Below are 21,161 nucleotides of genomic sequence, written 5' to 3'. Positions count from 1 at the left end.
AATTAAATCAATTTAGAAAAACCTATATCAAATGTATAAAAAAAATATTGTACTTGTTACAAAGTGCCCTTCCTCTTTTTTGTCTAAATCATTACTGATAATGAAGCTCTCCCTGATTATAATACTGGCAACGCTTTTACAGGTAAACGCTGCAGCTCAGAAAATAAATCTAAAACGGGAAAATACCACATTGGAAGACGTTTTCAAATTAATCAGAAAACAAAGTGGATATAATATTTTCTACAATTCCGAAATGTTAAAAGGTACAGGAATGATTTCTGTAAACTTTATAAATGCTCCGCTGGAAGAGGCTATGAAAAAGTGTCTCGAAGGGAAGAATCTCAGTTTTAAGATCGTTCAAAAGAATATTATCATATCCAGAAAAGCCGAAAATGCTGCTCAGCAACCCGTCAAGGAAATTACTATAAACGGAAAAGTTACCGATGATAAAAGTATTCCATTGGCTGGAGTTAGCGTAAGAATAAAAAACAGTACTACAGGAACAGTTACCGATGCTTCTGGAAACTATAAAGTTAAGGTTGCTGATGCTAATACTGTTTTGGTGTTCAGTTTTTTAGGTTTTGCTACTCAGGAAAGAGTAGTTGGAAATAATACTAATATCAATATCGCACTTAAGGAACAAAATAAAGGACTAAGTGAAATAGTTGTTGTTGGTTACGGAGAGGTAAATAAAAGAGATCTTACAGGAGCAGTAGCTTCTGTAAATATGAAAGATATTGAAAAAATACCTGTTGTGAGGGTCGATCAGATGTTACAGGGCAGAATTGCAGGTGTGGATCTTATCTCATCGGGAGGAGATCCGGGGGCCGGTACTACTGTACGTATTCGTGGAACAAGATCTATTAATGCTGATAACGAACCCTTATATGTAATAGACGGAATTATAGATGCCGGAGATCTGAATAATATTAATCCGGCAGATATAGAATCTATGCAGGTCTTAAAAGATGCTTCATCAACGGCAATTTATGGATCGCGGGGAGCGAATGGAGTAATTCTGATAACAACTAAAAAAGGAGCTCCGGGGAAAGATGTATTTAATTATAGCAGCGAAACAGGAGCTGCCTGGTTACCAAAATTTCTGGATATGATGAATGCCAGAGAATATGCAGAAATGGTAAATGAAAACTATTGGTTCAATAGTCCAACAGGTACAAACCCTCCTTATCCTGAAGCTGAAACTTTGGGCGAAGGAACCAACTGGACAAAAGAGGTAACGCGTGTTGCGCCCTATAATAACCATTCGCTTTCTGCCTCAGGGGGAAATTCGGGTTTGCGTTATTATTTGTCCGGGAATTATGCCAACCAACGAGGGATTATTAAAGCTTCGGGATTCGAACGTTATCAGGGACGTTTAAATCTCGACAAAACCTTTTCACGGAAGGTTAGAGGAGGTTTAAGGCTCAACTATTCAGCAAATAAAGAAGAACTTAATAAAGTGGATATAGGTTCTCATGCAGGTTGGTGGAATTCTACATTGGCTATTCCTCCGGTAATGGGAGTTTATGATGAAGGTGGTGAGACGGGAGGCGAATTTGAAGATTGGAATCCCGGCTGGTACTCAGGTGGCGTGATTAATACACCAGTTGCATTAGTGGAAATGATGAAGCACAATGTTTTTAAAAAAAATCTTTGGGCAAATTTGTTTCTGGAGTACGAGCCAATACAAAACCTGAAAATAAAAACTGCGTTCAGCAATACGAATTACTTTAGAAATGAGAGCCGGTATGACCCAGCAGCGCTTCCGCGCAGAGCATTTTTAGATGCAGGAGGATATGCGGTAAAGGCGGCTTATACCTATGAAAAATTATTAAGCGAAACAACGGTTTCTTATGCTAAGAGCTGGACAAATAATCATCGTTTCAATGCATTGGGAGGATTTACCATGCAGAAGACAAAATCCGTAAACCAATGGCAAAGGGGACAAGGGTATGCTGCAGATGGAACAGAAGACAACAATATGGTAGCAGCAGAGAAAGAAGCTACTGCTATAACTTCTAATTTGCAGGAGACGTCTATGGTATCTGTTCTTGGCAGACTAAATTACGACTATAAAAGGAAATATTACCTTACTTTCACCGGCAGGGCAGATGGTGCCTCTAATTTTCCAACCGGTCAAAAATGGGCTTTTTTCCCTTCAGGAGCTTTTAAATGGGCCATGTTACAGGAGTCGTGGATGAAAAATCTGAGAAACACATTAGGCGAAGCATCTTTAAGATTGAGCTTTGGAACCTCCGGAAATCAGGCTATATCTGCTTATGGTTCACAGGCCATGCTAACAGCAAGTAGTAATGGGTATGTATTTAATGGCAAGGCACCTGTAGGTTATTATTCATCTAACATTCCTAATGATAATTTAAGCTGGGAAACGTCTCAACAATGGAATGCCGGTTTGGACCTGAAATTGGTAAATGAGAGAGTTTCTTTGACTGTTGACGCTTATAATACCATTACCCGCGATTTATTGCTTACCGTACAATTACCGCAACAATCGGGATTTGAATCACGTTTGGTAAATCTTGGTAAAACTCAAAATCGAGGAGTAGAATTTTTGTTAAATACTGTCAATATACAAGCGCTCTCCGGATTTAAATGGACAAGTACGCTCACTTTTGCGACCAACAGTAATAAAGTATTGGATTTAGGGCCCTTAGTGAGGGTAACTACCGAGACGAATTACGCAGCACCACAATATTATATGTATGGTTATGAAGTGGGCAAACCGGTGTCTGGACTTTATGGAGTACAATATGCCGGAACATGGAAATCTGCAGAAGAAATTAGTGAATGGGGTGGTAGTAAATATGTTTCTATTCCGTCCTTTTATCAATTAGGCAGACAACGCTATATGGATGCAAATGGAGACGGAGTATTAAGCGAAGCCGATGAGGTTTATCTGGGGCAAACTGAACCCAAAATGCAAGGTGGTCTGGGGAATAATTTTACGTGGAAAGGTTTCGAACTGGATGTGTTTTTTCAGTACTCGTTAGGGGCAAAAATGTACAATCCTATTGAATTTAAACAAGGGGTAGGTTACGTTGGGCCAAACCAATTCAGATATGTAGTGAATAGGTGGCACCCTATTAATAATCCAAATTCAGATATACCACGGGTAAATTCACAGGATTTTGTAGCTACAGATCGTTTTGTACATGATGCTTCATTTATACGATTAGGCTCGCTTCGTTTTGGATATACATTCAACAATAAAAATATGCCTATCAAAGCATTGCAAAATCTAAGTCTATATCTAACAGGTACCAATCTGTATTTATGGACAAAATATAATGGCTATGATCCCGATGTAAGCAACAATTCTTCCTCCGTTGTAAGAAGGAAAGATGATGGTGTTTATCCGAAAAATAGAACAATAGCGTTCAGCATAGCCACAAGGTTTTAACAGCAGGTAATTAACGAAAAAAGTTAATCATGATTAAACGATATTTATTGAAGGTCGCCATTTTGGCAATAACGGTTCTTTCATTATCAGGATGTGAAAAATTCCTGGAGGAAGATATGAAACATGCGGCATCGCCATCGAAATTTTATACAACCGAGGCGGAAGCCCAAGCGGCAGTAAATGGGATTTATACTGTATTATACGACATTTTTTCCAATCCAGATTTCTTTTTTGCGGCTGAAGGCAGTACAGACCTGATGGTAATGATTGTTGAAAGAAATGTAAACGGAAATTTTGGATATTCTCCGGCAGCCCCCGGAGTAGGACAGGAAGTCTGGAAGCATAGTTATAAAGGAGTAATGTATGCTAATAATACCATTACCGGAATACAAAGATCTAGTTTGTCAGCAGAAATAAAAGAGAAACTCATTGCTGAAGCAGTTACATTGAGAAGCCTGTATTATTATATTCTTACCAATACGTTTGGTGATGTTCCTTATTGGAGCGCAGGCTTGAAGACAGAAGATGATGTAAACGAAATTATAGCTTTGCCGCGTAGTAACGCCGATTCTATCAGAAATGTGTTAATTGGTGAGTTGGAAAATTACGCTCCTAACTTGTTGGAGAGGGCAGAAGGAGACAATACGGGAAGGGTAACCCAGGGACTTGCTTATGGTCTAATGGCAAAATTGGCTTTGACTAATCGTGATTGGGAAAAAGCCAGATGGGCTGCCGAGCAAGTTGTAAACATGGCGGGACGAGGAGTTTATAAATTGCTGGAAGATTATGGGGATATCTATAAAGTGGAGAACAATCAGGAATCTATTTTTGAAATACAATATTCCTATTCCCTAACAGGCTTACAACGCGCTCACCAGATTTACAATTGGTGTATGCCAACTCCAAAAAGTGGGAGTCAGTATAATGGTGTAGATCTGGGGAACGATTCTGCGACGCCATATGGAGCTGTTAGACCAACAAGAAGATTGGAGTCTTATTATTCCACCGGCGACAAACGGAAAATACATGTGCTGGCATCGGGATATATGGATGCCGTACAAAAAGTATTTAAGAATTTTAATATGTATAATAGTACAGGTCGTTACTGGTTGGGACCTAAATTTTGGGACATCCAGGCTAATAATATAGCCAGCGGTCGTAATATCATATTTATGCGATATGCGGATGTTGTATTGATGATGGCCGAAGCATTGATAGAACAAGACCAACTAGGTGATGCAAAATTCTATATAGACTTAATTCGTAACCGGGCTGATATTGGAGGTATCCCGTTAACAAACCAACCTACTATGCGTGAAGAATTGCGCAAAGAAAGAGGAAGGGAACTGGCAGGGGAATATAGTCGTAAATGGGATATAGTACGGTGGGGAATTTTTTACGAAAGCATAAAATCCGTAGCGGGAGATTATGCCGCTGCAGCCAATAACGTAAAGCCTTATAACCTATATTATCCAATTCCATCATTAGAAATAGTTAAAAATCCTGCATTAAGACAAAACCCCGGATATTAAAAGTTCATGAAGAAATATAAAATCATATTCATTCTCATCTTGAATGTTGCACTGGGGAATTTTAACGATACAGTGTATGCACAGACCAATGAGCCCTTAAAAATTATGAATTATAATGTGTTGGTTGGTTTTAATGGAAGTAACATGTATAGGGATAAATACCGTAATTGGATAACAGAGCGATTGCCGGATGTGATTACCTATCAGGAAATGAGCAAATTTACCGAAGAATCTTTTGCGGCCTTTGCGAAAAGTTACGGACATGCGTATACTGCATTTTTTGATACCGGAAGTTGCTGTCCTTTAGCTATATCATCAAAATATCCAGTTTCAAAAATCCAAAAACTGAAACTAGAGATGAACCATGGGATAATAGTTGCGGAAATACAGGGATATACTTTAGTTGTATTGCACCTTGACCCCAAAAGCTGGGAGCAACGTCTGGTGGAGATTGATAAAATACTTAAAATAATTAAGCCCCTTTCAACAAAAAAACTATTGATGATGGGTGATTTTAATTCTTTTTCTCCGGTAGATGCAGGTATATATAATGCGCAGCAGGCAAGGCTGGATAGGGCCATAAAAGGGAAAAGCAAGAATATTAATAACGGAGGCTTTGATTATAGTGTCATTCAGCAGGTAATAGAAGCAGGGTATATAGACACCTGGTGGGAAAAGCATCAGACTTTTAGTCATACTTGCCCCACTAAATTACATTCGACATCTGGAGATAGTGATAAACTAAGGATTGACTATATCTGGACCAGTCCGGATTTAAAGAGCAAAATTAAAAACTGCGAAATTATTTATGATAGTATAACACATATGCTGTCTGATCATTATCCGGTATTGTTAACGCTGGAGAGATAAATTAGAATTATGGACTTAAGAAAATTTAATGTTGCTTTTTTGTGTCTGGCTTTTCTATTAAGTATAAAAGCAAGTGCACAACAAAGAATACACGAAACCTTTTTAGATGCACAAAACAAAAATAAATATCCGGCAGAGGTGATTACCGCTTTATCTGGCGACTGGATGTTTAACGACGCTTTGGTTACCAATGTGAAATCGAATGACATTCGGCCGAAGTCTCCTCGTTTACTTGGTCCAACAAGTATCAATAAATCTAATGGCTATATAAGTACTGAATTTGATATCAAGGGACTTTCATCTGTAAAAGTGGGATTTATTGGCTATAAAGATGATGTGTCAGATTATTATGCAGTTGAGGTTTTCGTATCTAAAGATAATGGCAAAAATTGGGCTTCGTTAGGTGTAAGGCGCGGTGACCCTACGAAAGAAGAGGAAGCTTTTGCCGAATATAAAATCAACAACAAAAAGAAAGAGGCTTATAGAGTGAAAATTGTAAATGCTTCTGCGCCTAAATCAAACAGATTAAGCCGAATCAATATAACAGAAATTCAGTTTGAATATGGAGAGTAAAAGAAATTTTCAAAAGAACAATTTGTCATGTCGACCACAGAAAGCAATCTATATATCAGCTGTTTTTGGTCGAGGATTCCTAACGAAATTATTTTGTCTATTGTGCTTAGTGGCATTCGCTACTGGTGTTTTTGCACAGCATAAAGCCATTACAGAGACATTTGAAACAGCAACAAAAAAAGGTAAATATCCTGAGGGAGAGGTAACAACCACAAATGGAAAATGGTTATTCAAGGATGCTTTAGTCTGGGATAAAGAACCAACAGATTTTAGAGCCATGGCTCCCCGTGTTATGTCTGCGCCAACTATAGAAGATGAATCGGGAAGTATAACCTCTTTATTTGAAACAAAAGGGCTTAAAAGTGTGAAAGTAGGATTTATAGGCTACAAGCTGGACCCCGGGTACTTTCAACTGGAAGTATTGGTTTCTGCAAATAAGGGACAAAGTTGGCGTAGCATAGGTACCGTAAGGGGTAGATACGATAAAAGCAGAGAAACATTTGCAACATTTAAGACCAATTCAAAAAAAGATGAAGAATTGATGATTAAGGTCGTAAATACTTCTGCGCCTAAGCTTAACAGACTTAACAGGGTTAATATTACTCTGATAGAAATGGAAATACAATAGATTGTTAACAAGAGTATCAATACAAAAAGATGTTATATGAAAACAAATTTTAAGATGATCCACAATATCTCTGTAATGTGCAGGATATTGGTGGCTATTATTCTGTTCTCGTCTTGTAAAAAAGATACAGAAACAACTCAGGTACCACAGATTCCGGGGTTTCCCGTAAATACGACTATATCCAAATTGATAGAAAAAGAAGGTGTAGTGAATACAGAGTCCGTTGTATGGGGTTTTGTTTCGGCAGTTGGTGTGTCGCAGAACCTGCCCTTAATGGTCGCTATACAGGACGATGGTGCAGGCTTAATTATAAAGGTTGAAGAAAATGAATTAGAGAGATTCACGCCAGGGACGCTGGTATTTGTAAAAGCAAAAGGCCTGGCAATAAAAAAAGAAGACTCGTTTACGGTTTTAACCAGACCTGACGGTAAAGAAATGAATGCCGACGATATAGAAGCGTCCATTGGTTTTGGTGCTAAGAGCCAGAAGGTGCCAGTTACAGAGACAGATATAGAGCATTTGGATATTTCTAATCATCAAAGATTGGTGACTATCAAAGATGTGGAAGTGGCTAACGAATACATAGAAGGTAACTTTGGGCCAGATGCAAACAATGACAAAAAAGAGATATTACTACAAGACTGTGCGGGTAATGAAGTAGTGGTAATAACTTATGGCAATTCGGATATAGCCTCAACAAGTATTCCGGAGGGAAGAGGGAATCTGACTGGTTTTTTTACTATAAATAACAATAGAAAAGAGTTAAGATTGCTTGATGAAAACGCTGCTGACGGTTTAACACAGGTACGTTGTGCAGGATCTGGTGATATTACATTGACGAGGGAAATCTCTAAGATTATTGCTGCAGGAGAGGGAAGTACTATACCTGCAGGTACTGAGCTGAAAGTAGTGAATATATCAACAACAGTAAGCGAGACTAACGGAGGAATCACCGTTCAGGATGCAAGTGGAGGTATATTTATAGCAGGAGTTAGTACGGCAAATTATCCGTTAGATGCTGCTTTAATTATCAATGTTGGTAATAAGCAATTAGCATCTGTAAATGGCAGGCTGGCAATCACAGGTGTTACCAATACAGATATTCAAATTGCAGGTACTTATGATTATCCTTCCAAAATCACTTCAATAGCCAATATGCTTAATGGGAATATGGGCAACACGTTGGTAGAAATAAATAATCTTGCTATTACGCTTTACGACGATTTTTCAACAGAAAAGGTTTATCGTATACGTGATAATACAGGGAAGATACATATGACTTTGTTAACCAGCAGTAATATAACATTAACAGAAGGAACGGTTAGTGTAAAGGGATATTTTACACAGCAGAACGGAGAAAACAAATTCATGATTCGCCAGCAATCGGATGTAACTTATAAAGGGACGGCACCTAATCCTGATCCGGATTATATAGTAGAGACTTTTAAGGGTGCCTATAGACTTAGGAAAGATAATGGAAGTATGGTACTCACTAAAGGCTATTACTACTACTCACCTACAGATCCTCAACATGATAACTATATGATTGGGTTATCAACTGGTAAATGGTTGTTTTATGGTGTATTGATGAACCCTGGAAGGGTGAACGACATGAGGGATTCCGCGCCTTGTATGTTAGGAAAAACATCTAAACCCGCACCAGGGACTGCCTATTTCCCGGAAAATGGTCCTGGATATATAGAAAGTCAGTTTGGATATAATGGATTAAAAAGGATAAAAGTAGAGTTTGGTTCGAAATATAATAATACCACGCCTACACTCAGATATACTATAGAGGTAAAGATTTCTATAGACGAAGGAGTTACATGGACTTCACTTGGAACAAAGTATGTGGACGGAAAAGGAAAACTAGCTATAGCAGATTTTTCACCTAACATACCAAGGGCGCAAAAAGTAAGGGTACAGGTACTTAACCAATCAGACGGTGCAATTGATAATTGGGGAACAATACTGAATGTGCTTAGTATAACAGTAGAGCAACCAGAACAATAAAATTACCCGCAAGAACTTTTTAAAAAATGCAGCATTAATGCCTATCCCGGAAGTGTGCTTTCGGGATAGGATGTTTATCCGACAACTCTGGATTGTCGAATGGCAATGCTTTAACCTTTAAATACTTGCTTTAATAAAAGTAAATAAGTTATGAGAAAGATATATTATATATATGTTTTGATAATCGCAGTATCTGTAGGATGCGGTAAAAGTACAGATGTCGTTGATGGTGATTCTGGTAAAAAAGGTGAGGATAATGGGAATAATAATGAACAGGAATGGTTAAGTCCTGTAAAAGCAATGACCTACAATATAGAATATACCAGCGTTGCTAATACAGAAACTAACCCATGGAGCAGTCGTAAAGAGCTGGTAAAAGAAATTTTTGATAAATACAGCCCTGATATTGTAGGAGTGCAAGAGCTCTCTAAAGCACAGTTAGACGATATGGTAGTTCTAATGCCCCGATATGCGTTTGTAGGTACAGATGTAAGAGGCGAGACCACTGTAAATAATAGACTTTCGGTCACTATTTTCTATAAAAAGGAAAATATAGAAATTAAAGAGTGGGGTAAGTTCTGGTTGTCAGAAACACCCGCGGTAGCAGGAAAGGGTTGGGATGCGGACCAGTTTCGTATTTGTACCTGGGCACATGTAAAAGATAAAAATACACAGAAAGAGTTTTATTTTTTCAGCACCCATTTTGACCATATCGGCACCGAAGCCCGTACCAAAAGTGTTCAGCTACTTTTAGACACTATTCCTGTAATGACAACAGGTTATCCTGCTATTTTAACCGGAGACTTTAACTCTGCACAAACGACTACTTATTATAAGTTGATGGTGTCTGGCAATAATATAAAAGATACTTATGACCTCACCAATAACAAAACGAATGCTCTGCGGGGAACATTCAATGATTACGATGTGAACAAAGTTGATAACAGACGTATAGATCATATTTTTTTAAGCACTGCATTGCCTGTAAAAGTTGATAGCTGGGCCATCAGAACTGATATTTTTAATGGGAAATACCCATCAGACCATTTTCCTGTAATAACAGAAATAAGGTTTTCGAAATAAATGAAATAATTAAAACACTCTTAAAATTAAAAAAATGAGAAAAAATGTACTTTTAATGCTTTTGGTTATGGTTGCAAACACTTTGTTTGCACAGGGGCCGTTTACAGAGGGTAACTTAGTGTTGTATCGTCATAATATTGGGGGAAGTGGAGGGAATAATGATCCCAATAATAATGGAAATCAGGCTATACAAATATTTTTGGATGAATATAAAATGTCCGCCGATGGTAATAGTTTAGAGTTTGTGCAAACTGTTCCATTGCCTATTGCTGCTGATGGAACAAACAACCCGGTTACATGTGTTGGGTGGACTGCAGCAGAAGGATATATGACCCGTTCCTATGATGGAAGATATTTAATTATACCAGGATATGGAGTAACACCAGGTACAGTCGCAGCGAGTCAGTCTTCAATATCTGTTCCACGAGTTGTCGCTAGAATAGACTATCAGGCAAATATCAACAGTACGTTAAAATTAACTAATATCTTTTCAGGCGTAAATTATAGAGCGGCGACATCTTATGATGGTGTAGATGTTTGGCTTTCAGGAGCAGCTACTTCGGCTGATTATCGTGGTCCATATTATGCATCAATAGGGCAATCAGGTAATGACGCTATTAACTTAGGTACCGCTATACAAGGCTCCCAGTGTATAAAAATATTTGACAATCAGTTATATACTACAGTTTCAACCAGATTATACCAAATTGGTACAGGATTGCCTAAAAGCACAATAAATAACAGTAGCTATAAAGCTGTAACACCTATATATACTGCTCAGAACCCGCTAAGTCTTAGTGGGGCTGTCGATTTTTATATGGCAGATCTTAGCGGCGGAAAAGTGCTCTATATTAGTACAACTACAGCATCGTCTGCTGGTAATGGAGGGTTTGCGGCAGGGATTCACAAATGGTCACTAGTTGAAGATGAGTGGGTGTATAATGGAGGATGGGCTAATACGAATGAAGTAAAAGAATTAAGATCCCTGGAAGGTAAGATTGAAACTGGAAAGGTAAAGTTATTTGCAGTAAGTCACACTTCAAATCCTGCTAATGGAGATTCAAAAATATATCTGTTTAAAGATGAAAAGGGTTATAATGAGCCTATATCAATATCAGGAGGAGCACCAAAATTATTATTAGATATAACAGGCCAGAATAAACAATTCCGTAGTATCGCATGGGCACCAGTACAAAATTCTGTACTACCTGTTAAATTAAGCTCCTTCGAAGCAAAATCTCAATATAATCATGTGCAGCTAAATTGGAAAACGAGTTCAGAAAACAATAATTCTCATTTCGAAATACTGCGTTCGGACGGAACAGAATTTAAAGTAATAGGAATCGAAAAAGGAGCAGGTAATAGCAGTGAAGAGAAATCATACAACTTTATAGATCGTAATCCGTTAAGCGGGATGTCTTACTATCAGCTACGTCAGGTTGATTTTGATAATAAATCAGAATTGTCTAAAATAATACCGGTAAGTATAACTCCAAAACAAACCGAATTAAAAGTGTATAATGGAAATTCAGGAGAATTAGTCATTGATATGTATACAGTAAAAGCAGGTAAAGCAACTGTGGAAATAACAGATGCTATAGGTCGCAAAGTATTAACTCAACAAATAGAAGTTAAGGCAGGGTATAATATGTTTGGTAGCCAGTTGACTTTAAGTTCAGGGATTTATGTAGCTTCATTGTTTTTTGACAATGGAACAACCAGTATAAAATTTATAAAATAATTATTGAAAACATAATCAATAGAGAAGCTTTCCAAAAGATCTTATTTTATTACTCTTGAAAACAAAATACCGTATTTAAAGATATACAAACAGAGATAAGATTAGTGGGAAGCTTTTATATAAGATAGTTTGTCAGACCTAAGTTTTACAGTAAGTTGAGATATTTGTATTCCTAAATTGAGACAATATTTCGAGGTTAATCACCTTCCTTTGTTTACAGGTAGCAAGAGTCCTGGGTAAGGCTTTAATTCTTTTGTTTGAATATTTCTTTTTGTTGTTATTTGTTTTTGTTAATTTGGTTTTTAGTTTCTTTTTGTTTTTAAGTAAAGGCGATAAATATCTTTATCCAATTCTGAAATTTAATTTAATTGTTGATATTCAGGTTTTAAATAGTCCTGAATGTGTTGGTTAGATTTAATCTGGAATGTACAGATTGATAGAAGAATAGATCGTGCGTTCTAGAAACTTATTGTAAAAAGTACACTTTGAATTTTGATTGGTAAATATTTAATTTTATTTTCAACAAACTAAATTAAAATATTTACAAATAATTGGCTTGGGGGGTATTTGACGTTTGTTAAATACAAAAAAGATTTTTTGAATGCTTTCACCCGAAAACAGAACTTATTTGTATAAATAGAATATAACCTAAATAAAAATGGCGAAAAACGTTTATGATGCAATAGTGATTGGATCAGGTATTTCCGGAGGCTGGGCAGCCAAAGAGTTGACAGAAAAGGGTTTAAAAACCATACTTCTGGAAAGAGGGAGAAACATAGAACACGTTAAAGATTACACAGCGGCAACAAAGGCTCCCTGGGAATTTCCTCACAGAGGACGCAGAACACAAGAACTTATAGAAGCTTATCCGGTCTTGAAAAGAGACTATCCTTTAAACGAAAGGAATCCGGATTTCTGGGTGAACGAAAAAGAATCACCATATGTAGAAGTAAAAAGATTCGACTGGTACCGCGGCTATCATGTAGGGGGAAGATCGTTAATGTGGGGAAGACAATCCTATCGTTTAGCAGATCTGGATTTCGAAGCCAATCTGAAAGAAGGCGTGGCTATAGATTGGCCTGTTCGTTATAAAGAAATTGCCCCGTGGTATAGTTATGTCGAAAAATTTGCGGGTATAAGTGGTTCCAGAGATGGATTAGAACAACTGCCGGATGGCGATTTTTTACCTGCAATGGATATGAACTGTGTGGAAAAAGATGTTGCCGCCCGTATCAAATCTCAATACAAAGGACAAAGAGATATGATTATTGGCCGTGTAGCGCATGTTACCGGACCACATCATAACAGAAGTAATTGTCAATACCGTAATAAATGTTCACTGGGTTGCCCTTTTGGTGCTTATTTCAGTACGCAATCATCTACATTACCTGCAGCTATGGCAACTGGAAATCTCACTTTGAGACCTTTCTCTATAGTTACCAAAATTCTTTATGATAAAGACACTAAAAAGGCAACAGGTGTAGAAGTCTTAGATGCGCAAACAAATGAGACCATAGAATATAAAGCTAAGGTGATTTTCTTATGTGCCTCTACTTTAAATTCTGCATGGGTACTTATGAATTCTGCAACAGATGTATGGGATGGTGGTTTAGGAAGCAGCAGTGGTCAGTTAGGACATAATCTAATGGATCATCATTTCAAAACCGGTGCTTCTGGAGAGGTAGAGGGATATGAAGATAAATATTACTTTGGAAGAAGGCCTAATGGCATATATATTCCGCGTTTTAGAAATTTCAGAGAAGACAAAAGAGATTATTTGAGAGGTTTCGGTTATCAGGGATCTGCAAGCAGGGAAAGCTGGAACAGAGAGATTGCTGAATTAAGTATTGGTGCCGAACTAAAAGAGGCTTTATCTCAACCTGGTTCATGGAGAATGGGGGTAACGGCATTTGGAGAAATTCTGCCATATCATGAGAACAAAGTCTATTTAGATCCAAAGGTGAAAGATAAATGGGGCTTACCTGTTTTGGCTATAGACGCCGAAATTAAGGAGAACGAGAAAAAAATGCGTGTAGATATGGCAAATGACGCGAAAGAAATGTTGGAAATAGCAGGGCTGAAAAACGTGAAAACATTTGATTCGGGATATGGATTTGGACAGGGTATTCACGAAATGGGGACCGCCAGAATGGGGCATGATCCTAAAGATTCTGTGTTGAATAAACATAATCAGGTTTGGGATGCCAAAAATGTATTTGTTACAGATGGCTCGTTCATGACATCGGCTGCGTGTGTGAATCCGTCCTTAACCTATATGGCCTTTACTGCAAGAGCGGTAGATCATGCGGTTTCTGAATTGAAAAAAGGAAATTTATAACTAATAAAAATACAATCAATGAATAGAAGAGAAGCGATATCCTCGGTTGCATTCTTATTAGGAGGTAGTATCGTTGGCGGTCAGGCTTTTATCCTTACAGGATGTTCATCGTCTATTAAAGATGTTCAAGATCTGTTTTCTAAAGAGAATATTTTGTTAATGGATGAAATTGCCGAGACGATAATTCCCAAGACCGATACCCCTGGAGCTAAAGATGCAAAAACCGGAGAACTTATGGCAATTATGATAAAAGATTGCTATACACCGGAAGACCAGAAAATATTTATAGATGGCCTGCAAAAAATAGAAGATCTTTCTAAAAAAGAGTATTCTAAAAAGTTTACAGAATGTAGTCCTGCAGAGCGCAAAAAGCTTTTAGTGCAATTAGATACAGAACAAAAAGAATATCAGATTACTAAAAAAGACGGCGATCCTCAGCATTTCTTTAGAATGATTAAAGAGTTAGCTATTTTTGGCTACTTTACGTCTGAACAAGGTGGAAATCAAAACCTTACTTATGTAGAGGTTCCGGGACGTTTTGATGCCTGTATTCCATTTAAAAAAGGAGATCCGGTTTATTTGAATCCTTAATCAATGAATGAAAAAATAAGATACGCTATGATAGGCGGTGGCCCGGGGGCTTTTATAGGAGCTGTACACAGGATTGCCGCAAGAATGGATAATTTATATGAATTAGTTGCCGGTTGTTTTAGCAGTTCTGTAGAGAAATCTTTGGAAACAGGCAAAGAAATAGGAATTGCCAACGATAGGATTTATGCAAATTATCAGGAATTAATAGAAAAAGAGAAACAGCTCCCGGATAATCAAAGAGTACAGGTTATTTGTATTGTTACACCAAATCACGTTCACTTTGCCCCTGCAAAAATGGCATTGGAAAACGGATTTCATGTGATATTGGATAAACCTATTACCCTAACGCTGGAAGAAGCAAAAGTATTAAAACATTTAAAAGAACAAACGGGTAAAGAGTTGTTGCTAACTCATACTTATACCGGATATCCAATGGTAAAAGAAGCTAGACAGCAGTTGGCTTCGAAAAAACTGGGAAATATAAGGAAAGTATATGTAGAATATCCGCAGGGTTGGCTAAGTAAGTCTGTAGAAAGTAAACAGGCAGACTGGAGAACAGACCCGTCCAAAAGTGGAGTGGCGGGCGCTATGGGAGATATTGGTACGCATGCATTTAATTTGGCCGAATACGTTACATCGCTACAGGTGGTAAAACTATGTGCGGATATTAATACAGTTGTCGAAAATAGGAGGTTGGATGATGACGGTGCCGTATTATTGAAATTCAATAATGGTGCAAGCGGAGTGTTAATGGCAAGTCAGGTTGCAGCCGGAGAGGAAAATAAAGTGAAAATTAGGGTGTACGGTGAAAATGGCGGATTAGAATGGCATCAGGAAGATGCAAATTCTCTGGTATTGAAACATCTGGATGAACCTGCTCAGATTTTACGGACAGGAGCTTCTTATCTCGGTTCCTTCGCGACACATAATACCAGAGTTCCTGCTGGGCATCCGGAAGGTTATTTAGAAGCTTTTGCTAATTTATATAGAAACTTCGCATTAACTATTTTGTATAAAAATCAGGGAAGAGAAGTACCCAAAGAATGTTTGGATTTTCCGGGAGTAGAGGAGGGAGTGAGAGGAATGGCTTTTATAGAAACAGTTATCGCTTCCGGCCAGTCAGATCAAAAGTGGGTTGAATTAACTATTTAGTATCGAGATTGCATATAGCGTATAGAGATCTACGCTATACTCAAATACTCATTACACAATACTCTTAACAATGAAAACAATAAAAGGACCGGGGTTATTTATTGCGCAGTTTATTTCGGACAATCCGCCATATAACAACTTGGATGATATATGTAAGTGGGCAAAAGGCCTGGGGTTTAAAGGCCTGCAATTGCCGACCTTAGATGATAGATTTATAGACTTGCAAAAAGCTGCGGAAAGCAAAACCTATGCAGATGAGCTTAATGGAAGAATTAATTCGCATGGATTAGAAATTACGGAGCTTTCTACACATTTACAAGGGCAGTTAGTAGCAGTGCATCCGGCTTATAATGAACTTTTTAATGCCTTCGCTCCGGAAAAATACCATACAGATTTTAATGCGAGAACAGAGTGGGCAATCCAGCAATTAAAATATGCAGCCAAAGCTTCCAGAAATTTAGGCTTAGATGCACATGTGACTTTTAGTGGTGCTTTGCTTTGGCCGTATGTTTATCCTTGGCCTCAACGTTCGCCTGGATTAGTAGAAGCAGGTTTTGATGAACTGGCTAAAAGATGGAAGCCTATTTTAGATGTTTTTGATGAAAATGGCGTAGACTTATGTTTTGAGTTACATGCCGGTGAGGATTTGCATGATGGTATAAGCTTTGAGATGTTCTTGGAGCGTGTAAACCACCATCCTAGAGCGAACCTTTTGTATGACCCTTCTCACTTTATTATCCAATGTCTAGACTATTTGGAATATATTGATATCTATCATGAAAGAATTAAAATGTTCCATGTAAAAGATGCAGAATTTAACCCTACGGGAAGACAGGGCGTTTACGGTGGGTATCAAAATTGGATTGACAGAGCCGGAAGATTCAGGTCATTAGGCGATGGTCAGGTAGATTTTAAATCTATTTTTAGCAAAATGGCACAATACGGTTTCAATGGATGGGCTGTTTTGGAATGGGAATGTGCTATTAAACATCCGGAAGATGGCGCAAAAGAAGGTGCCCAGTTTATAAAAGACCACATTATAAGAGTGACCGAAAAAGCTTTTGATGACTTTGCCAAGTCTGGAGGAAATGAGGAGTTTAATAAGAAAATTTTAGGGATATAATTTATGAAGAAAAGACATTTATTAGTGCCGATACTATTTGCTGTAATTTATGCATGTGGAGGACAAGGAAACCAGGAAAATACAGATAATAACCAAACTCAATCGAATACTGAGGCAGAAGTTACACAGGAACATAAAGGCAAAGAATTAATAGCTAAATCAGATTGTTCTGCTTGCCATGCTGATAAAAGTAAATTAGTAGGTCCGTCTTATACAGATATAGCCAACAGATATGATAATACAGCAGAAAATCAAAAATACCTTGCAGATAAAATTGTAAAAGGAGGCTCGGGTGTTTGGGGAGATGTTCCAATGACACCGCATCCACAATTAAGTGAATCCGATCTCAAAGAAATAGTAAATTATATTTTTACATTAAAAAATTAAAATTTTATGAGACTTTTTTTGTTTGTCGTTCCCATGATATTTGCGTTTAGTTTGAGTTACGCACAGAAGTCGAAAAAGCAATGGGAAGATTTGTCGGGAGCAGATAAATGGCATGTTTACGGGAAAGATCAAATTACCAAAGCATGGGAATTTAAAGATGGTATATTGTATTTCAATTCTAAAATTGAAGATAAATCACAGAAAGGAAACCTGATAACCAATGAGGAATATGATAATTTCCATTTGCAGCTAGAATGGAAGATATCAAAAAAAGGAAATAGCGGCGTTATATTTTTAGTGAATGAAGACCTTACGAAATATAAGCAACCTTATTTAACTGGTCCGGAAATGCAGGTTCTGGATAACGATGGACATCCTGATGGAAAAATATTTAAACATAGAGCAGGAGACTTATACGATCTTATCCCTAGTAAAAAGGAAATGGCAAAGTCTGTTGGTGAGTGGAACAAGGCAGAAATTATATTAAAAGATGCGAAGCTGACATTCATTTTAAATGGGGAGAAAGTTGTTGAAACTACAATGTGGGATGATGAATGGCATAAAATGGTTGCAGCGAGTAAGTTTAAAACAATGCCAGATTTTGCAAGGTATAAAAAAGGTAAAATTGCTTTACAAGACCATGGCGACGACGTATGGTTCAGAAATATCAAAATTAGAAGATTATAAAAATCAGCAGCTAGTAATAAATAGTCAGTAAAGTCTCCAGACTTATAAAATCAATTAAACCAAACCAAAACATGACAAGTATTAATCGTATCAAGCTATCATTTATGATGTTCCTCGAGTTTTTCATCTGGGGAGCATGGTTCGTTACATTAGGAACCTTCTTAGGTAGCAACTTAAATGCAGGTGGGGCGCAGGTTGCAGCCGCATTTTCCACTCAGTCTTTCGGAGCAATCATTGCACCGTTTATTATTGGACTTATAGCAGACAGATATTTCAATGCTGAGCGGATATTAGGAGTCTTACATTTAATTGGTGCATTTTTAATGTATCAGATGTTTACTTCACAAGACTTTTCTGCATTTTATCCCTATGTATTTGCATACATGATCGTTTATATGCCAACGCTGGCACTGGTGAATTCCGTTTCGTTTAATCAAATGAGTGACCCTGAAAAGGAGTTTTCAAACATTAGAGTTTGGGGAACAATAGGTTGGATTGCTGCAGGGTTAACCATCAGCTACATCTTTCATTGGGATTCTGCAGAAGGGATAGCTTCGGGGCTTTTGAAGAATACATTTTTAATGGCCGGTATTGCTTCTGCTATTCTGGGGATATTTAGCTTCACTCTACCAAAAACACCACCAAAGGCCAATAAAGAGGAAAAGGTAAGTGTGTCAGGAATTTTAGGATTAGATGCTTTAAAATTATTGAAAAGCAGCGATTTTCTGGTGTTCTTTATATCATCTATATTGATATGTATCCCCTTAGCTTTTTACTATCAGAATGCAAATCCTTTTCTAACTAATGTAGGTCTCGAAAATCCTACAGGGAAAATGACTATTGGACAGATTTCTGAAGCTTTTTTCCTTTTATTGCTTCCGGTATTCTTTAAAAAATTCGGATTTAAGAAAACATTAATGGCGGGTATGCTAGCATGGGTACTTCGTTATGCATTTTTTGCCTATGGAGATGCAGGTGCCGCTTCATGGATGTTGATCTTAGGAATAGCTTTACATGGTATTTGTTACGATTTCTTTTTCGTTTCAGGGCAAATTTATACCAATGCCAGAGCTGGAGAACATATTAAAAGTGCAGCACAAGGTATGATTACTTTAGCAACTTACGGTGTGGGTATGTTAATAGGTTTCTGGGTAGCAGGTACAATAACAGATAGCTATAAATTAACAGAAAATACTTTTAACTGGAATATGATATGGCTAATTCCGGCAGGTATTGCTGCGGCTGTTTTAGTTATTTTTGCCATCTCTTTTAAAGAGAAGAAAAATGTTGAAGCTTAATAAAAATGTAATGGCAAACAGAAGAGAAGCAATAAAAAGTGTAATAGGTGGAGCAGTTGCTGTTGGTACAACGGGAATTTTATCATCTTTTGATATTAAAAAAGAAAATCAATTGAAACTTAAGGGTAATATTAACCATGCTGTATGCAAGTGGACGTATCAATATCTTGGTCTTGAGCAATTATGTATAGAAGCTAAGAGAATTGGAATTAAAGCTATAGATCTGGTAGGACCGAATGAATGGGGTATTTTAAAAAAGCATGGTTTAGATTCCAGCATGTGCAATGGAGCTGAAATTAATTTGGTAGATGGTTTTGCAGGGCCTAATTTTCATCAGAAATTAATTGACAGCTATACCGAAATGATTCCCAAAGTAGCCAAAGCCGGTTACAAAAACCTGATATGTTTTAGTGGTAATAGAAGAGGTATGGATGATGAAACAGGGATTAATAATTGTGTTCAAGGTTTACAAAAAATAATTGCATTAGCAGAAAAACATAATGTGACCCTGGTTATGGAATTGCTGAATAGCAAGATAAATCATAAAGATTATTTTGCAAGCAGAACTCATCTTGGCGCAGAAATAGCAAAGAGATTAGGTTCTGGAAATTTTAAACTGCTTTATGATATCTATCACATGCAGGTTGACGAAGGGGATGTGATCCATACAATAAGAACGTTTAATCAATATATTGGTCATTATCATACTGCAGGAGTTCCCGGCAGAAATGAAATTGATGAAACTCAGGAATTGAATTACCCAGCTATTATGCGGGCTATTGTAGCTACGGGCTACAAAGGATATGTGGCACAGGAATTTATTCCCAAAAAGAAAAACAAATTAGAGTCTTTAGAAGAGGCAATAGCCATTTGTGATGTTTAAGATATGAGTTTCAAAAATAAAAAAGCCCCTGTATAGTGGAAGGGCTTTTTTATTTTGCCAAAATCCAGCTCTTCGAAACTGTATCTGTACTTCTTAATATTTACTTAACATATTGGTTATTGATAGTTAATTATGAGGTAACAAGTCGGTAATATACTCATAATACTTTTGCAACAATTAAATAACGCAAAAGTGAATAAAAAACAATTTAACACATTTAGCATAGTAGTTTTTATGCTAATGCTTTTTACCTCAAATCTAATATTTGCTCAAACTGCAAAAATTACAGGTAAAGTTGTTGATAAGGCTAATGGTGAAACACTTATTGGTCTTGCAGTTGGTATAGAAGGTACCACAAAAGGTACGCTTACCGATGTGGAGGGCAGGTTTTCTTTAACAGGTCTCGCTGCCGGAAAATATAATTTAACTTTTAGATACCTTGGTTATCAGCCCAAGACGATTACAGCTGTAGAAGTTAAGGCCGGCCAGGTTACTACGGTAGATGTACAGTTAGAACAGTCTGCTACACAAAGTTTAAAGGAGGTTGTGGTTACAGCTTCTTATAAACAGGAAACAGTAGGCGCTCTGTATGCCAAACAAAAAAATAATATTAGTATTTCGAATGGGATTAGTGCCGATCAAATTAAAAAATCACCAGATAGAAATACATCTGAAGTTTTGAAAAGGGTGAGTGGAACAAGTATTCAGGACAATAAGTTCGTCGTTATTCGCGGACTATCTGACAGATATAATTCTACTTTATTGAATGGAGCAGTGTTGCCTAGTACAGAGCCTGATAAAAAAGCGTCGGATTCGAATACACGACTGGATTATGTATATA

At 37.3% G+C, this 21,161-nt stretch carries 17 protein-coding genes; all 17 read left to right on the top strand.

Features of this window, described 5'->3' with window-relative positions:
• The first annotated feature begins 100 nt into the window (after positions 1-100).
• On the top strand, positions 101-3,421 hold the full coding sequence (locus ABWO41_RS01070) for a TonB-dependent receptor (RefSeq protein WP_353132185.1): 3,321 nt from the start codon (positions 101-103) through the stop codon (positions 3,419-3,421).
• A 29-nt stretch (positions 3,422-3,450) separates the two neighbouring features.
• On the top strand, positions 3,451-4,953 hold the full coding sequence (locus ABWO41_RS01065) for a RagB/SusD family nutrient uptake outer membrane protein (RefSeq protein ID WP_353132183.1): 1,503 nt from the start codon (positions 3,451-3,453) through the stop codon (positions 4,951-4,953).
• A 6-nt stretch (positions 4,954-4,959) separates the two neighbouring features.
• The gene (locus tag ABWO41_RS01060) at positions 4,960-5,823 is read left to right on the top strand and encodes an endonuclease/exonuclease/phosphatase family protein (RefSeq protein ID WP_353132181.1); all 864 of its coding nucleotides are present in this window, start codon (positions 4,960-4,962) and stop codon (positions 5,821-5,823) included.
• Between the two features lie 9 nt (positions 5,824-5,832).
• Entirely contained in the window at positions 5,833-6,396 is a 564-nt protein-coding gene (locus ABWO41_RS01055) for a hypothetical protein (RefSeq protein ID WP_353132179.1), read from the top strand.
• Positions 6,397-6,505: 109 nt separating this feature from the next.
• Positions 6,506-7,024 carry a molybdopterin-binding protein gene (locus ABWO41_RS01050; protein ID WP_353132177.1) on the top strand — a complete coding sequence of 173 codons (519 nt, stop codon included), beginning with the start codon at positions 6,506-6,508 and terminating at the stop codon, positions 7,022-7,024.
• A 36-nt stretch (positions 7,025-7,060) separates the two neighbouring features.
• Positions 7,061-9,037 carry a DUF5689 domain-containing protein gene (locus ABWO41_RS01045; RefSeq protein WP_353132175.1) on the top strand — a complete coding sequence of 659 codons (1,977 nt, stop codon included), beginning with the start codon at positions 7,061-7,063 and terminating at the stop codon, positions 9,035-9,037.
• Between the two features lie 150 nt (positions 9,038-9,187).
• On the top strand, positions 9,188-10,120 hold the full coding sequence (locus ABWO41_RS01040) for an endonuclease/exonuclease/phosphatase family protein (protein WP_353132173.1): 933 nt from the start codon (positions 9,188-9,190) through the stop codon (positions 10,118-10,120).
• Positions 10,121-10,154: 34 nt separating this feature from the next.
• Positions 10,155-11,861 (top strand): T9SS type A sorting domain-containing protein, encoded by a 1,707-nt coding sequence (locus tag ABWO41_RS01035; protein WP_353132171.1) that lies wholly within the window; start codon positions 10,155-10,157, stop codon positions 11,859-11,861.
• A gap of 658 nt (positions 11,862-12,519) precedes the next feature.
• Positions 12,520-14,199, top strand: a complete 1,680-nt coding sequence (locus ABWO41_RS01030; protein WP_353132169.1) for a GMC oxidoreductase — start codon at positions 12,520-12,522, stop codon at positions 14,197-14,199.
• 18 nt (positions 14,200-14,217) lie between these two features.
• Entirely contained in the window at positions 14,218-14,790 is a 573-nt protein-coding gene (locus tag ABWO41_RS01025; protein WP_353132167.1) for a gluconate 2-dehydrogenase subunit 3 family protein, read from the top strand.
• A 3-nt stretch (positions 14,791-14,793) separates the two neighbouring features.
• Positions 14,794-15,942 carry a Gfo/Idh/MocA family protein gene (locus ABWO41_RS01020; RefSeq protein WP_353132165.1) on the top strand — a complete coding sequence of 383 codons (1,149 nt, stop codon included), beginning with the start codon at positions 14,794-14,796 and terminating at the stop codon, positions 15,940-15,942.
• Between the two features lie 70 nt (positions 15,943-16,012).
• On the top strand, positions 16,013-17,065 hold the full coding sequence (locus ABWO41_RS01015; protein ID WP_353132163.1) for a sugar phosphate isomerase/epimerase family protein: 1,053 nt from the start codon (positions 16,013-16,015) through the stop codon (positions 17,063-17,065).
• Positions 17,066-17,068: 3 nt separating this feature from the next.
• Complete coding sequence (locus tag ABWO41_RS01010; protein ID WP_353132161.1) at positions 17,069-17,452, top strand: c-type cytochrome; 384 nt, start codon at positions 17,069-17,071, stop codon at positions 17,450-17,452.
• A 6-nt stretch (positions 17,453-17,458) separates the two neighbouring features.
• Positions 17,459-18,139: a 3-keto-disaccharide hydrolase gene (locus tag ABWO41_RS01005; protein ID WP_353132159.1), complete on the top strand. Its 681-nt coding sequence runs from the start codon at positions 17,459-17,461 to the stop codon at positions 18,137-18,139.
• A gap of 71 nt (positions 18,140-18,210) precedes the next feature.
• Positions 18,211-19,437, top strand: a complete 1,227-nt coding sequence (locus ABWO41_RS01000; RefSeq protein ID WP_353132157.1) for a nucleoside permease — start codon at positions 18,211-18,213, stop codon at positions 19,435-19,437.
• 10 nt (positions 19,438-19,447) lie between these two features.
• A complete protein-coding gene (locus tag ABWO41_RS00995) occupies positions 19,448-20,320 on the top strand; it encodes a hydroxypyruvate isomerase family protein (RefSeq protein WP_353132155.1) in 873 nt (290 codons plus the stop codon).
• A 192-nt stretch (positions 20,321-20,512) separates the two neighbouring features.
• Positions 20,513-21,161: carboxypeptidase-like regulatory domain-containing protein (locus tag ABWO41_RS00990; RefSeq protein WP_353132153.1), on the top strand; the 649-nt coding region annotated here is incomplete at its 3' end.

It is taken from the genome of Pseudopedobacter sp., from assembly GCF_040392825.1.
In the GTDB taxonomy this organism is placed as follows: Bacteria; Bacteroidota; Bacteroidia; order Sphingobacteriales; family Sphingobacteriaceae; genus Pseudopedobacter.
Note: the sequence above shows the minus strand (reverse complement) of the source record. Positions and strands in the feature narration are given on the sequence as shown.